The sequence below is a fragment of the Bacillus subtilis subsp. subtilis str. 168 genome, assembly GCF_000009045.1.
Classification (GTDB): domain Bacteria; phylum Bacillota; class Bacilli; order Bacillales; family Bacillaceae; genus Bacillus; species Bacillus subtilis.
In genome coordinates, this window is sequence record NC_000964.3 from 2069213 (window position 1) to 2084124 (window position 14912).

At 39.4% G+C, this 14912-nt stretch carries 14 protein-coding genes, 2 other RNA genes, 1 pseudogene and 1 other annotated feature; of the genes and pseudogenes, 4 read left to right on the plus strand and 13 right to left on the minus strand.

Annotated features, from left to right (window positions below; translation table 11 throughout):
* Positions 1-49 precede the first annotated feature (49 nt).
* Positions 50-349: a sequence feature (Evidence 5: Unknown function; Product type h : extrachromosomal origin), on the minus strand.
* Positions 50-349 (minus strand): annotated as a pseudogene (gene yoyA, locus BSU_18979). Its footprint overlaps the feature before it by 300 nt.
* Before the next feature lie 170 nt (positions 350-519).
* Positions 520-903: small regulatory antitoxin RNA, toxin-antitoxin type I system (BsrE/AsrE) (asrE, locus tag BSU_misc_RNA_74), an RNA gene on the minus strand.
* Complete coding sequence (bsrE, locus tag BSU_18978; RefSeq protein ID YP_009513965.1) at positions 671-763, plus strand: type I toxin (BsrE/AsrE); 93 nt, start codon at positions 671-673, stop codon at positions 761-763. The two genes, asrE and bsrE, sit on opposite strands and share 93 nt — an antisense overlap.
* A gap of 128 nt (positions 904-1031) precedes the next feature.
* The 4 genes from yobJ to yobM form a co-directional block, all read right to left on the minus strand.
* Positions 1032-1874, minus strand: a complete 843-nt coding sequence (gene yobJ, locus BSU_18980; RefSeq protein NP_389779.1) for a conserved protein of unknown function; putative defective prophage 6 — start codon at positions 1872-1874, stop codon at positions 1032-1034.
* A 199-nt stretch (positions 1875-2073) separates the two neighbouring features.
* On the minus strand, positions 2074-2532 hold the full coding sequence (gene rttM, locus BSU_18990) for an antitoxin inhibiting Rnase RttL (protein ID NP_389780.1): 459 nt from the start codon (positions 2530-2532) through the stop codon (positions 2074-2076).
* A 9-nt stretch (positions 2533-2541) separates the two neighbouring features.
* The gene (rttL, locus tag BSU_19000; RefSeq protein NP_389781.1) at positions 2542-4344 is read right to left on the minus strand and encodes a phage toxin ribonuclease; putative defective prophage 6; all 1803 of its coding nucleotides are present in this window, start codon (positions 4342-4344) and stop codon (positions 2542-2544) included.
* Positions 4345-4445: 101 nt separating this feature from the next.
* On the minus strand, positions 4446-5003 hold the full coding sequence (gene yobM, locus BSU_19010) for a putative phage protein; putative defective prophage 6 (protein NP_389782.3): 558 nt from the start codon (positions 5001-5003) through the stop codon (positions 4446-4448).
* 127 nt (positions 5004-5130) lie between these two features.
* Between yobM and yobN the strand changes: the two genes are divergently transcribed.
* From yobN to bsrF, 3 genes are all read left to right on the plus strand, one after another.
* Positions 5131-6567, plus strand: coding sequence for a putative amine oxidase (flavoprotein) (gene yobN, locus BSU_19020; RefSeq protein NP_389783.2), 1437 nt, complete (start codon positions 5131-5133; stop codon positions 6565-6567).
* A 426-nt stretch (positions 6568-6993) separates the two neighbouring features.
* Positions 6994-9414 (plus strand): putative phage-related pre-neck appendage protein; defective prophage 6, encoded by a 2421-nt coding sequence (yobO, locus tag BSU_19030; protein NP_389784.1) that lies wholly within the window; start codon positions 6994-6996, stop codon positions 9412-9414.
* A 469-nt stretch (positions 9415-9883) separates the two neighbouring features.
* An RNA gene (gene bsrF / locus BSU_misc_RNA_75) (small untranslated regulatory RNA) lies at positions 9884-9991 on the plus strand.
* Between the two features lie 10 nt (positions 9992-10001).
* Here the strand turns inward: bsrF and csaA are convergent.
* From csaA to yobV, 7 genes are all read right to left on the minus strand, one after another.
* Positions 10002-10334, minus strand: a complete 333-nt coding sequence (csaA, locus tag BSU_19040) for a molecular chaperone for secreting proteins (RefSeq protein NP_389785.1) — start codon at positions 10332-10334, stop codon at positions 10002-10004.
* A gap of 64 nt (positions 10335-10398) precedes the next feature.
* Entirely contained in the window at positions 10399-11124 is a 726-nt protein-coding gene (gene yobQ / locus BSU_19050) for a putative transcriptional regulator (AraC/XylS family) (RefSeq protein ID NP_389786.1), read from the minus strand.
* 14 nt (positions 11125-11138) lie between these two features.
* Positions 11139-11882, minus strand: a complete 744-nt coding sequence (yobR, locus tag BSU_19060; RefSeq protein NP_389787.1) for a putative acetyltransferase — start codon at positions 11880-11882, stop codon at positions 11139-11141.
* 77 nt (positions 11883-11959) lie between these two features.
* The gene (gene yobS / locus BSU_19070) at positions 11960-12535 is read right to left on the minus strand and encodes a putative transcriptional regulator (RefSeq protein NP_389788.1); all 576 of its coding nucleotides are present in this window, start codon (positions 12533-12535) and stop codon (positions 11960-11962) included.
* A 5-nt stretch (positions 12536-12540) separates the two neighbouring features.
* Positions 12541-13242 carry a putative metal-dependent hydrolase gene (gene yobT, locus BSU_19080; RefSeq protein ID NP_389789.1) on the minus strand — a complete coding sequence of 234 codons (702 nt, stop codon included), beginning with the start codon at positions 13240-13242 and terminating at the stop codon, positions 12541-12543.
* Positions 13243-13318: 76 nt separating this feature from the next.
* Positions 13319-13801 (minus strand): putative effector of transcriptional regulator, encoded by a 483-nt coding sequence (yobU, locus tag BSU_19090; RefSeq protein ID NP_389790.1) that lies wholly within the window; start codon positions 13799-13801, stop codon positions 13319-13321.
* A 53-nt stretch (positions 13802-13854) separates the two neighbouring features.
* A complete protein-coding gene (gene yobV, locus BSU_19100) occupies positions 13855-14796 on the minus strand; it encodes a putative transcriptional regulator (protein ID NP_389791.1) in 942 nt (313 codons plus the stop codon).
* Between the last annotated feature and the right edge of the window lie 116 nt (positions 14797-14912).

Genomic DNA, 14912 nt, shown 5'->3' on the forward strand with positions numbered 1-14912 from the left:
AAGATGATCAATAAACAACACAGCGCCCAATTACAGGACTGTTTCATATTTAAATTGAATTTTTATAAGCATTAATTGCTTCATTTCGCAGCAGCATATTATCTTTGTTAACCATGCCTAAGTTGTAAGCTTTTTTGATAATATCTAATACCTGAGAATCTAACGCCGAAAGATTACCGCCTGGATTAAATCTTGATTTCCAATAATCTAAAGAATTATTTAGGTCAAGTGAGCTTTTTTTGTTCTCGGGTTTAACTACTTCATTTTTCTCAAGTGTTTCACAGAATTCACTAAAACCAATGGATCTACTGGGAGCTGAGTTATTTCCCCCGTATCCTTCTGTAGCCAAGCTGCAAAATGCTAAGAATTTTGGATCATAAATAAGATCGCTTCAGTTTACATTTACCACTGATAATCACAATCCTCTCAAAGCTTTTTATAATTGTAGCACCTTTTCCATTTTTACACATATTAAATATCGACAATCATTCAAATGATTTAATAATTGAATACAAAAAAGAACCTGCATTTTGCAAGTTCCTTTCACGTTGTCAATATATTGTGAATTTTTAACGACAAGGGCATTTATGTATAGTATGATATTTCCTGTACAGTAAGTTTTGCTCACTCGAGGGAGTCTTGCTCATCCCCTAATGAAAGGGGTGATGCTATGTCAACATTCCAGGCATTAATGCTAATGCTTGCAATCGGGTCGTTTATAATCGCCCTATTGACGTATATAGAAAAAATAGACCTCCCTTGAGCCTCAGAACCTGAAGGGATAGGCCTACCTAGAACCACATCGAGCAAGCCCTTTGATGGGCAACTTTTTGTACAGAGCCGGGGTGTTGGTAGCACCTCGGTCTTTTTTATTTTATGCATTTCTCATTAAAGAAATGCACTGTAATGTATTGTAAAACTGATTATAACACATTTTCCGTGAAATGCATTACAATAAACCTCAAGAGACTTGGAAAGCTTTTTTATTGTTTCTTGTAACGTTATAATGATCTAAAATAGCGCACAAGCCTTTATACATCTTCATCATTTCTTACTCTTCTAGCTCGTCTTTCAACATTCCAATTCCCAATCTTTCCCCAGACATTCTTGTTAGTCCATTTCCCTAGCTTAGTTTTATCAAACCATTCCTGAAACAAAGATATTTCATCTTTCCTTTGCATTGTATCTTTTAAAAGGAAATAATGTATTATCCAAAAGATATAAAGAGCTGAACAAGAAAGTCCAAAAATAAGTTTATTTACCTCTAACCAATTTCCTAAAACTTGTTCGCCTAAATATTTATCATATAGAAGGGGTATAAAAGCAAATGCTGAAGCACCGACAAAAAAAGCTAGAGTTTCTTTAAACCATCTAACAAAAACAAAAACAGCGCTTAAAATATAATTCGTTCTAAAAAGAACTTTATACCAATTATAATTCTTGTTTAGAGTAACAAATATACTTCTATATTCTTTATTAACTGCTTGATCTAACATTCTCATTTTATAAAATAATTTTTTCCTATTCTCGCTGTTCTTGTTTAAAATATACTCTCTGAAACAATCTTCTGTATTCAAAATTTGATCTATCAATAAGATGTTTCTAAGTTTTGATAGCTTCCCCTTTTTCCCACTATATTCTTCGAAAAATTTTTCTATAAGGACCATTTTATGGTTTTCATCTTCTTCATTCTTTATTTCTTTTAGGGAATAATACATAGGCTCTAAAATTTTTTCTAATGTTTCACCTGATTGAGAGTAGAATCGTTCTATACTTTTTTGTCTTTGATTGAATAGCAATGCAACTATACCCGTAATTACTGCAGTAAGAATACCATTTTGTTGTATCCAATTCCAAATATCTAATAACTCCAATTAAGCTTCTCCCCTTCTCTCTGAATTTACTTTTAATACGGGCTAAAATAAAAAAGGTTTCATATAAAACGGGACTAGAAAACTTCTGTCACTTTAATTATTTAATCCAATAAAATAAGCTCTCATTGCGAGAGCTTATTTTATTTAGATTGAGGATGTGCAACTCAAGCCTTCTATTGCGCTATAGCAATACTTTTGCTTAATCGTCCCAGTCTTCATCCTCATCCCAGTCATCTTTCGCTTCCTGAATCTTATTATAAAAAAATTCAATAAAGCTGTCTGCAACAGTATCTTGATAACCAATTACCCTATCCCATTCAACTACAGGGCATTCTCCGTCTTTCATTTTATTTGTATCTAGACAGTAAGCAAAGTAATCAACATCTTCAATAACCACAAGTCCATCAGTAAGGCCATAGTGTTCTTTATATTCATTAGTTCTATTTACAACTGATGCATGATCAAAGTTGTAGCCTAAAACCAAAACGCCGAATAAACCACCAGCACCGTATTTTTCTAAAAACCATTTATAACTGTTGGGGAGATCGCATTGGAGGTTTTCTTCAATGCGACCAATGTTTTCATGACTTGCACCTTCTGTAAATATAGCATTTTGTTTATTTTCATTAATAAAGTTCTCAACCTTCGAATAAATCATATAAACACCTCAATTCTCATTTTCAAATTGTTTCGCTCTCCATTTCCAATATCTCTTTCTAAAGCTCTCGTATTGTGCTTTTAAAACCTTATCATTTCTAAAACTTTCACCATCAGACTTAAGCTGATGAATGACATCACTATATTTTGTATGTAAGCTGTTCGGGATTTCAAGCATTGGGCCAGGTTCTTCTTGAATCAAGTGATGTAAATTAATCTGTGTACCGTCTTTTGCATAAGGGGCATTCCCGTTTTTCATTAGCTGAAGATTTGTAACACCGAATTCTGTTTTTTGATTAATATCAATATCTTTCATAGTATACACTCTACGGCTTACATCTTTAACTTTCCCCTTCGCCTTTACCTTCCCCTCTATTTCATATGCATCATACTTTTCTTTATTTAGCCAAGGAGGGCTTTTCTTTTGGCCAGTAAACGGTTTTCTTGTTCCATCCGGTATTTTCTTCGCATTAGTCAAAAGTTCATTCTTAAGGTTTTGGCTATCAACCACATTGTATGGCACGTTATCTGCTAGAGCAAGCTTATACTTAGGGTTGTAAGGCAGCAAATCTGGAATCTTAACGTCCTTGATTTTCTTACCTGCTTGACTTGCTTTATTTATTACCTTGCCCGCTGCATCTGCTTTGTTAATGGCTCCTGCACCTTTTGTACCAACAACAGCTACAGCCACTGAACCAATAGCATAGGTAACCCATCTTGATCTAGAATAGGCATCTCCATTCACCATATCCTTTTGATATGACTCTTCTATTGCTGCTGAAATGGCATCGTATGTTTTCACTGGATGCATAGCTGCATTACCCAGTGCTGAGAGTGTTTCTCCTGGATCGGTGATGAAGTCCCATATGCCGGTTACAGTGTCTTTTCCTACATCGTATAAACCAACTCCTACACCTTTTACGATATCCCAGGTGATTTCTCCTGCTCCTTCTAGCTGCTTCGCTTGTTCAATTTGCACTGCAAGCTGCACTTGAGTTGGCTCCAGATTCTCGTACCCTACTTTCTTAGCAATCTCTAAATATTCATCAGGGTCAGATACACCGTCATTAAGTTTTTTCTTTAATTCCTTGATTTCACGTTCCTTTGCTTCTTCTTTCTTCACACTTAAGTAAGCTTCAGAATGCTTTTCAATATCGCCTTTTTTCTTATGTATGTCACTTTCTCTGTACGCTTTAGCGTTATAGTGAATTGGTGTAGCGTTTTTTCCTTTGCCTGTTGATTCCTGCAGCTTTTTAAAGTCTTGCTGAATAAATTGTTCGTTTGGTTCTGTTTCAGCGTATTCTGTTTTTAAATCCTCATCAAGCTTGTTTAGCTTATCGATTGTTTTTTCACGTTTGTCATCTGCAGAAGAAAGTTTGTCTTTGAAGTCTTCTGTTGAGAATATTTCAAGGGGAAGGATATCATTGATGTTGTTTAATATGTCTTTCATTGCTTTTTTCTGTTCAGACATAATGGATTTTGATTTTGCATAAGCGTTAGCCAACTCGTGTTCTAGAAAGGATTCTTCTATGTAAGCATCAGACATCTTCGCATCTTCAAGTGTTGCAGACATGCTGCTTAAGAAAGCAATCTTCATATCGATAAGATCAATCCATTGGTCTGTTACGCCGACATGACCATGATAAAATGCTTTAATGTTGTCAGCACCCTTGCCTGAAAATTCACTGTCATCTAGGTTAGCTACTTCCTTAAACGCTTTTTTGAGCTTCACCATTTGCGACCTTAGTTCCTTATACTCTTTGGTTCTTTTATCCGCTTCAAAGAGTAATGAATCAGCCTCAAATACCTTCATATCATTCTCCTTCCTAGACTACTTCTATGTAAATTTTACCACAGTAATCTAATTGAATAACAGAAAAAGACAGCCAAAATGACTGTCTTATACATCACACACTATCTTGTTCTATAATAATTTTCTGCGGTATAGTAGCGCCAATCCCAAAAAGGTTCCCCATTGGCCAATATATACCGGTCTAAAAATTTTTCAAAGTTTAAATTTAATGGATTATATTCTAAACCACTTTCAAATATATAGAGATAGTTGGGATCACCTTGGTTCACTTTATCTTTATCGATCATTAAATGGCATTCTTCCAATAAGTAGCCAATTGGAATACCATTGATATCTTCAAACAAATCTTCATATTTTAACTCCTCTTCAATCTCTTCAAGGCTAAATAGCTGAAGTCCTCCACCTATATTCTCCCCATCAGAAAGAATCTCAAAAATTTTCGCACCGTTATGTAGTGTCATGAACTTCTGATAATCCTGTGGAAGGGTAAGCTGGTGTTTAGCCTCAAAGCTTTGAATGTCATTCAGGGTTGCTTTGTCCTGTGAAAAAGTAACAAGGAACTCCATGATATCACCTTCTGAACAAAACAATTTAATGGCTCCTTTTTCGTCTAAAAGACTTTTCAAGCCATTTACAGTCTTATGAACAAAGTTAGTCACATACATCACCCCTTTATTTCCTTTTAACAATAACCTTTCAAATTCCAAAAGATGTGAACAGATCGTGATAGGTGCTCTTTTCAGTGAATATAATGCAATAAATTCTAAAAAGAGGTGCCTCCAAAAATTGAATTCTCTAATGAATGATGACATGGTAAAGATCATTAGAAATGGCCTTAGCGCATCGCAGCATCCAAAGCACATTCTTGTTATAGGAGCTGGATTGTCCGGGCTTGTATCAGCATCTTTGTTGAAAAATGCCGGTCACAGAGTAACGATTCTCGAAGCGAGCGGCAGAGCGGGCGGCCGTGTCTGCACTTTGAGATCTCCCTTTAGTGATGATTTGTATTTCAACGCTGGCCCGATGCGCATACCGAATAACCATTCGTTAACCTTAGAATATATCAAAAAATTCAAATTGCCAACAAATGTATTTATCAACAGAACCCCGATGGACATCATTTATGCAAATGGAATCAAAACACGTCTCCAAGTTTTTGAACGAGCTCCTGGAATATTGAGATATCCAGTTGCACCAAATGAACAAGGGAAAACGTCTGAAGAGCTGATGCTTTCTTTACTGCAGCCTATTCTAAATTTTATCAATCAAAATCCAGCAAGAAATTGGCGGATTGTCGAAGAACAATACAAAAATCATTCGTTAAGCTCTTTTTTAAACACGTATTTTTCATATGGCGCGATCGATATGATCGGTGTACTTTTGGATATGGAAGCGTATATGGGGATGTCCCTTGTTGAAGTATTGCGGGAATCTATCTTTTTTTCATCCCCCGCTCACTTCTATGAGATAACTGGCGGTATGGATCTGCTGCCTCACGCGTTTCTTCCTCAATTAAAAACAAACATTCTATACCATCAAAAAATGATGAAAATGTCTCAGGGTGAAAATCGTGTTACGATCCATTGTCAGCATCAACAAACGGCAGAATTCACATCATTCACAGCTGATCTCGCTATTGTAACCATTCCTTTTTCAACATTGCGATTTGTAAAAGTCGAACCATACCATTCATTCTCTTACTATAAACGGAGGGCCATCCGTGAGCTAAACTATATCAGTGCAACAAAAATCGGCATAGAGTTTAAAAGCCGATTTTGGGAAAAAGCCGGTCAGCACGGCGGCAAATCTATTACTGATCTTCCGATTCGTTTTTCATATTATCCAAGCAGAAATATTGGAGCAAATGGACATGCTGTCATTCTGGCCAGCTATACATGGGCCGATGAGGCACTGATATGGGACAGTCTTTCAGAAGGAGAGCGAATCCAGTATACTTTACTGAATTTATCTGAAATCTATGGTGATATTGTGTGGTCTGAATTTGTGTCTGGCACTTCTTTTAGCTGGAGCCAGTACCCGTATTCTGCGGGAGGTTTTACAGCTTTCGAACCAGGACAAGAATTAGAGCTGTATCCCTATATTCCTGTCCCTGAGGGCAGAGTTCATTTCGCCGGAGAACACGCCTCACTCACTCATGCGTGGATGCAAGGCGCGATTGAATCTGGAATACGTGTTGCTTATGAGGTCAATCGCTTACCTTAGATCATGCTCACATCTTGTTAAAACTGGTTGATATAAAAAGAAGTGAAGAATTTATACTCCTTTGTTTAAAAGATTAATTCAAATATGGGATGTCTCAACATTCGGTTCTTTATTATCTTTATACACGTTTTGAATGCGGACCTCCCTTTTCTTCCATAATCATTAATAAATACCCAACCATAGGAAACGTTTTAATTAACCATCGGGCGAACTTTCTTTCACTGTATAACGATTCTTAATGTTGCTTTTTATCCTTTACTTGTCCTCTCTTTTTTTCATTGACTTACATTTCTTGAAAACCAGTATAAATCCTAAAGGAATTTTGTAACAAATACAGAATTGGAAAGAGAAGCGCCAAAAGAAATGCTAACTCCTTATCTCAAAGACAAAACTGCGCTTATATTAAAAGAAAGAGGTGTCTTTAGAATGGTTCATTTTAAAAACTGCCCTGATCCTTCTCTAAACGCCAATTCTCAGTCTCACCCCGAATTTTCATCCGAATTAGAACATATTAAGACAAGAATGCAAAACTTTATTAAGCACTCGGTTACAGACCAAAATATCGAAGTTACTGACGCAAGGGTGACGGCCGAAGGAGAGGTCACCTCTCTTTTAAAAGAACGTCTCGACAAGGAATATTATAGGCTTTTATCTAAAATCACCCGGGAAGTAAATGTGGCTGACTTCGGCGCTGTTCCAGATGGAAGAGACAATACTGAAGCTTTTCGAAAAGCAATCGGGAATGGCCGAGTCAAAGTACATGTTCCAGCGGGAGAATACCTCGTTCAAGGGATTAAACTTCCATCTTGGACAACAATTGTTGGACAAGGTAAAGGGATCACAGTGATTAAATTGCATGAAGACACTCCAGCGCATGAATGGGTGATTACAAATGATGATTATCAAAATGGAAATCGCAATATTTTTGTCCAAGGAATGTCATTAGACTGGAATCCAAGTAGACAATGCGGTGTGAGAAATCCAGGGGGACAGTTCTCCAGTTGTTTAACTTTTGCTAAGGTTGAATATGGGTGGATCAAAGATGTGGAAGCGATTAACGCAGGTCTTCATGGTATTGATATTACATCGCCAACGTATGACCATTTGCCTGATACCGATTGGACAAAAGACGGATCAAGATATATTTGGATCGATAACTGTGTGACATATGGTTCAGGAGACGACGGCATTACCACCCATTATAGCGAATACATCTTTATTTCAAACTGCCATTCAGGAAATCCGCGGGGAACAGAATTTGCTGAAGGTGTTTCAAACTCCAACGGAATAGAAATTGACGACGGCTCTAGGCATGTGTGGCTTTTGAATAACTTTACAAGCGGCAACATCCGCGGAGTTGAAGTAAAAGCCCATGAACTGTGGCCAGCCTCTCAAAACGTCCATATCATAGGCCATATTTCTTATCGCGATGTTCGTGCATTTGATCTTCGTCATATTGGTCACCATCAAATTACAGATCCTGAAAGCACAACAGCATACGATGTCACACTCATTGATTGTTCAGCAGTTGAACCAGTTTTCAACTCGCTTTACGATGCTGTGACCCCAAGAGCGCTGGTTATTTCGGCATATAAAAACGTTAATGTAAGCGGATTCACAGCGATTGGTGATCCAGACTATGATTATAAAGAAAACCCTGTCGTAGCCTTGCAATATCGCAGCCAAAATATAACCATTAATGGTATTAAAATTCGCGGTTTTAAAAAAGCCGGTGTTGATATTAATTTATCAGGCGGATCAAATAAAACTGATTATATTAAAATTTCAAATTTTGATATTTATAAATCTGCTCCAAAAGGAATTTCAATCGGTGGAGGCCTCTACAATGTCAATATTCTAAATGGAACGATGATTACTGACAATGGGACAGTTGCAATTCAGTCCCCCAATAATCAGGCCACAATTCTCGGTGTACAATCAGAAGGTTATAGTGTGGCAGCCTCAATCAAAGGCCAAACATACCAACAAGTTCCAATCAATTTGAAAGGAGGCATACAGCTTGCAACGACCTCTGGCTTTGCCGTTAACCAAACAAGCGCAGTTATAGCAGGTACCGGCGACATTACGGCCCGCGGAGAAAGAAATGCGGTCATTAGCTCTTCTGGAGGCTCCAGTACTGAAGGCTCTCGCGCATTAATCGCTTCTTCAAATAACGCACATATTAGAGGAAACCAAGCGTCAAGAACAATACTGTCTTCTGAAAATATTATACTTGAGGAACCATACACCGTGGCAGGAGGTCATCAATCAATAAAGTGGCTTCTTGACTCTGTTCGGGGAAACGGGACGTTTGCCGGTGCAATCAGTTCTTCTTTAGGTGGATATGGAGAGTATTTTGAGAGTTCAACTGGACAGTTAATCCATACTGGTACAATCGTGACTTTAAGAGGTGAAAAAATTGTGCCCGCGAATGTTGGAGATTATATGCTTGGCGTTATTTCAGAAACTTCAGCTTTCATTTCAGGAGCCTCCAGTTTCGTCTGGCAGGGCCGTTATTTGACAAATGAGTTCGGCGGATTTATTTATGAAACGGTGACTGATGAGGAAAGCGGTGAACTCATACGTGTTCCCAAACAAAATCCAGACTACGATACAGCGCTGGAGGCAAATTATCATTCACGGGCAGCAAGAGACGAATGGCACGTTGTAGGGTTGGTTGGCCAACATTATGTGCGTATTGACGAAACTGTCAATCAAGGAGATTATCTTACGGCACATAATGGAATAGGAACAAAAGCCACTGAAGGAAGCTGGAAAGTAATGAAAATAACCTCTGCTTACACATCAGAAAAAGGGTATGGTATCGCTCTAACCGTCATCAAATAGTGGATACGCCGACCAGTTCAATATATGTTTATCCAAATAATTAGATCTCTTTTCTAGGTTCTTTATTCCTTGTATGTTATTATCAATTTTCAATATCTACCAAAATACCCCTAATATACTATCGTAATTAACTTATATTATAATCAAAAAAATTTTGACAGCTGTTCCTTCTCGTTATTCATGAAAGTTGCTATTGAAATGAGTAAATGGATATCATATTAGACTTCTATAGCAAATACACCATATATATCCTTTAAGTATTTACAAATTGAAAATGTTTCATGAGGCTTATTAAAAGTATTGTTCTTTTATCATCTGTAAGTCGATACAAACTGCATTAAGATCACACCTAAATCTCACTGAGTTTTTTCTTACAAATAAAATGAAAACCCTTTCCATTCTAAATTCATTTCACCGTTACTAAAAGTAATCCTTGCATTCCTTCGCCCTCCATGCTATATTCATATAGCGATGAGCTGAATTGTGTAAGCCGATGTACATGCCTTTACGGCACACACGAATGTGGCGTGTGGTGCATCGCCTCAATACGCAAAGACGTTTGCCTTAGGCAAACGTCTTTTTTTGCGTTATCCGATTTTTGTGCCGTTTGGGACAGGCTGATCCGGCTGCAAAAGGACGACGTCGCCCTGGCCGGGTATGCCGCCGAGGACCAAGACTTCCGATTTAAATCCGGCGATCCGGCGGGGCGGAAAGTTCACGACTGCTATGACTTGCTTGTTGATGAGACCTTCCGGCTTGTAACGCTTCGTGATTTGTGCGCTCGATTGTTTTATGCCGATTTCAGTCCCAAAATCTATCACAAGCTTGATTGCCGGTACTCTTGCTTCAGGAAATTCTTCCGCTTTTACAATTGTTCCCGTTCTGATATCCAATTTCTCAAAGTCATCAATAACTGCCATATCAATAACTCCTTTTTCTCCTATTGTAAAGGAGATATACAATATTCTTTTAACTAAAGAGCCATCATTTTTTATCCGAATATAAGGTGTTTCGATACAGGCGGGGCGGCATTCCTGTGCTTTTCGTGAACCATCTTGTAAAAGAAGAAAGGTTTTGAAAGCCCAGCGCCTCGCTCACGACGGTAAGAGTTTCATTTCTCTCCATCAGCATTCTTTTTGCTTCCTCAAGGCGAAGGTCGGCAATATAGTTCTGCGGGGACTTCCCTGTCTGTTTTTTGAACCAGCTTGAATAGTAAGCTGGGTGATAATGCTCGATTTCTGCCAGCTTCTTAATCGTCAGCCGCTCAAATAAATGGCTGTGAATGTATGCAATTGAGGCATAGCTATGGGATTGAAGCTTTTCTTTTATGTATTGTACTAGCATATGAAGCGAGTTGGCTGTTCCGGCCTTTGCTTCCTCTGTCAGCAAGTACCTGATCGAAGACCAGAAAGGATCGAGGGCAGCTTCAATTCCTGATCCTGCACGATACTCATCAATTTTCATTGCATGAAGCGGAACATCCAGTACAAGACATTCATTTCTTCCGATAGAACGGAAGCGATGCTCGCACTGCGGCGGAATATATAAAAAATGATCCGGATTTAATTTCACCTGGCGCCCCTCAGTCTCAAGATCAATACTCCCTTCAAGCGGAAAAAGAAATTGGCTGTACGCGTGCTTATGTGAATGATATAGCCGTGTGTATGTCCGTTTTTCGCAAATTATCTCTTGAAGCGAGTCCATTAGCAAACCCCTTCCTTTGGTCATCTTTTAATCCGGTAATGGTGTTCCGATATAGGCGAAAAGCCGATTTTTCCATATAAAGAAACTGCCGCCAGATTTTCTTTCATCACTTGTAAAAACATGCGTTCCGCTCCGTTGTTTTTTGCCCATTCAGTCAACACCCTGATCACTTGGGTTCCTGCCCCTTTTCCTCTGTGCTCCTCAGCTACAACGATATTACTAAGTCCGCCATAACCATCAATGACAGAAACCGTGCCAAGCGCTGTCAGGCTTTCTTTGTCATACATCTTGAAAAAAGTTTTACACGGCGGCATGCGTTCGAATATGTGTTTGTAACCTTTGTGACGCTCGGGTGAAAACCCTTCTAATTGAATAAATTCATCTATCCAAACAGATGATGGCTCTTGTTCCCACTTGTATGTAAATCGGCTGTTGTCATTTGTTCGGCTCATAATTGACCGGCACAACGCTGTCATCTGGAAGCACTCGTCTACCTTTTCATAACGGCTGTCTGCCAATGCGTCATCAAGCCCTTTCGGTGATGCGTTGCTAATATGAAAACAAACAGGTAAGCCTAAACTTTGATAAAAAAGTTCGGCCTCTAGCTGAAAATCCCCTTCAGGCATATCCGCAGACGTCCATACGCTATTTGCCCTTTTGGTTACGCCAAAATTCGCTCTGAGAAGCCATTTCCCTATGCTTTTTTGAAAATAAGCCGGCCATGAAGCTGCCGCTAATCGTTCAATCTTGCGAATGTCATCCATTGCATAATGCCTCTCCCCTATGTATACTCCCTTGATATTATACAATATTCAGAAATATAAGACATCCATTTATTTGTTTACATAATATTTTTATTGTTTATTAATAATCCTGACAAAAATGTCCGAATTGAAAATGACAGGCTTTCTAAAATGTCCTCCTCACGTTCAAATGCTTCTTTTGCGATTAAAACAGTAAAGCCATGCAGCAGACTTCTGAGCCCCCTTGTCGCATGAATGGCAGTCTTTTCACTTGCATAGCCGTTTTCAATGAGCAGCTTCGTCACAAGACAGACAATTTGGTCAGAGACGATTTCCGTCCGTTTGTCGTGAACCTTAAGAAGAGCCGCTTCATAATATCCGGGATTTTCAATTGCAAAATCAACATATGCATGAGCTAAAGAAAGCATCGCGGAATCTCCCTTTCGTTCGGTTACGGAGTCCGCCATTTGATCAAAAAGCTTTGTCAGTCCTCTGACAGCAAGTTCTGCTCTGATCGCTTGCAGCCCGTTGATATGGTTATACAATGACGGGGGGCGAACATTCATTTTTTTAGAAAGTGCAGCAAGTGAGACACCATTTACCCCTTCCTGATCGGCAATCTCTGCTGCAGCGTCTACAATCATTTTTTGGGTCAAACCTATTCTCGGTGACATGCTCATCATCCTTTCTTTGCTTTTTGGATCGCCTGTCTCATCCGCTCTGAAGGTGATCGCAGGAATTTTCCATGTCCGACAGCGAGACAGGAAGGCGCCTTATCGGCGAGCAATTGTGCACTTTTGATGGCCTCCTCCTTATTCCATGTGGCGAAAGCGGGAAAAGGAAACGCCCATTTTATCTGACCTGATACAGCGATTCCTCCGCGCAACTGAAACGCATCTCCTGCTATTAAAGTGCCGTTTCTTGTATCAAGAAATGACATGCTGCCCGGTGTATGGCCCGGTGTTGGAATGGCAAGCAGAGAACCAATTGTTTCACCGCCCGTCAGCAGTTGGTGAGGCTTTGTTTGTATGTGTTTCGGAATACCTCCTTTTATAGGCGTCTGCGGCTCATCTTGCCGCAAAGATGTGTCACCTTGGAGCAAGAATGAATCCCGTTCCGAGATCATGACCTTTGCATGCGGAAATGTTTGTGCCAATGTATCCAGTGATCCGACATGGTCCCCATGTGCATGAGTCAGTAAAATATGCTGAAGCGGTTTTCCAAGCTGATTCACAGCTTGAATAATCCCTTTATAGCTGCCTGGCAGTGCGGCATCAATAAGGGTGACTTCGTTTTCTTCCTCTACTAAATAGCAATTAACCGGAAACAATGCTGGAAAAAAAGTCAGCTGCCAAACCGTTTGGTACTGAGTAATTCTCATCTTTTTATTCCTCCTAACAAAAACTAATGGTGTTAGTTTTATTATTAACTAACACCATTAGTTTTTCAAGAGTTTATTATTTTTTTATCGCTACATAAATGTTAACTTGTGCTCGCTGTGGCACTGCGGCATTTTGATCATACATCTCAAAGTCACCTGTAAACGTGCGCAGATGCCGCTTATCCCAAGTCCAAATTTCCTTCCACGTTTCAAGCACAATCTCTTCAATAGGACCGATTCTGGAAGTGAAAACGGCGTAAGCGGAAGCCGGCAAATCAATATTTTCATATGGTCCCGGAAGAATGTCGTCGTATTCCTGAAACGTTCCGACTGAAAACGTATAAAACCCATTCGTCTCTTGTTCATAATTCGAATATAAGGCAATAATGCTCTTGTCTTTTTCAGCCTGTGATAAAAGAGCGCTCATATCCTGCTTCCATAATTGATCCCACAGTGCCGGAATCCTCCTTTCTTCCGTCATTTCCAGTGCGTTGCTTGTCCGTTGTGATAGTCCGGCAAATCGTTTCAGGTCTAAGTGTGTTATATGTGAAAAGCCCATACGATCTCCTCCTTTTTTTAAGATTATAGACAAAGAAACCTGACAGCAGTGTGTCAGGTTTCATATATTTTTTGCATGTGATGAATGGTTTCTTTTACTTTATCCCTTATATGAAGAGGCTGCAGAACCTCAATATCCTTTCCGAACTGGAGCAAAAAACCGATCAGCCATTGATCTTCTGGAAGTGAAATCACCGCCTGGCAGATTTCATCTTCCTCACAACAGTGAAGGACATCATATCCGAACCATTCACCTATACGCTGACGTGCTGACGGCTGAACAAGAATAACCAATTCAGTTAAACGGTCCTTTTGGTACCAACTCTTATCCCATGGCAAAGTGTCCAGCTGAATGTCTTTTCTGATAAATGTCTGATGTAAGATGGCCAGATCTTTCATCCGGTTCAGTTTAAAAAAGCGAAAATCATTTCTTACCAGGCAGTAGGCATATAAATACCAGTGCCCCGCCTTGCAAACCAATGTATAAGGTTCAGTTTCCCGAAGTAGTGTTTCCCCGCTTGCGCTTGTATATGTAAAAGATATCGTTAACAACCGATCGATGGCAGCGCTGATTTTCTCGCGCAGCGTCTTTTGATCCTCAGTATGGCCCCAAGCCGTCATGTCAATAAACCATTTTTCTGTTTGGTGCTTAAATGCTTGAGTAGATTGCTCAGGTATAAGGTGTTTGATTTTTTGATAGGCTGTGCTGTGAGAAACGGGTTCATACATAGATGAAACGCTTTGCAAAGCGGAAGCAATTGCAAACAATTCCTCCTCCTTCAGCCACTCTCTTTCAAGCCGATACGTTTCCATGATGCCAATTCCGCCCCCGGAACCCTGTGAGGTCACAATCGGAATACCAGCCCTATTGATCGTCTCAATATCACGGTAAATTGTTCTGACAGATACTTCAAACAGCTCAGCAAGCTCTGCAGCCTGCACTTGTTTTTTGCTGATCAATAACACAACCATCGCTAACAAACGTTCCAGTTTCATTCTGCGCACCTTTTCTTCTTGTATTTTCCAACAAAACAATCATAACATTTTGATAAAGCTTGGGCATATCTATTATGCGGCGGAATACACCTCGCATATGCTATGAAAACAGGGGT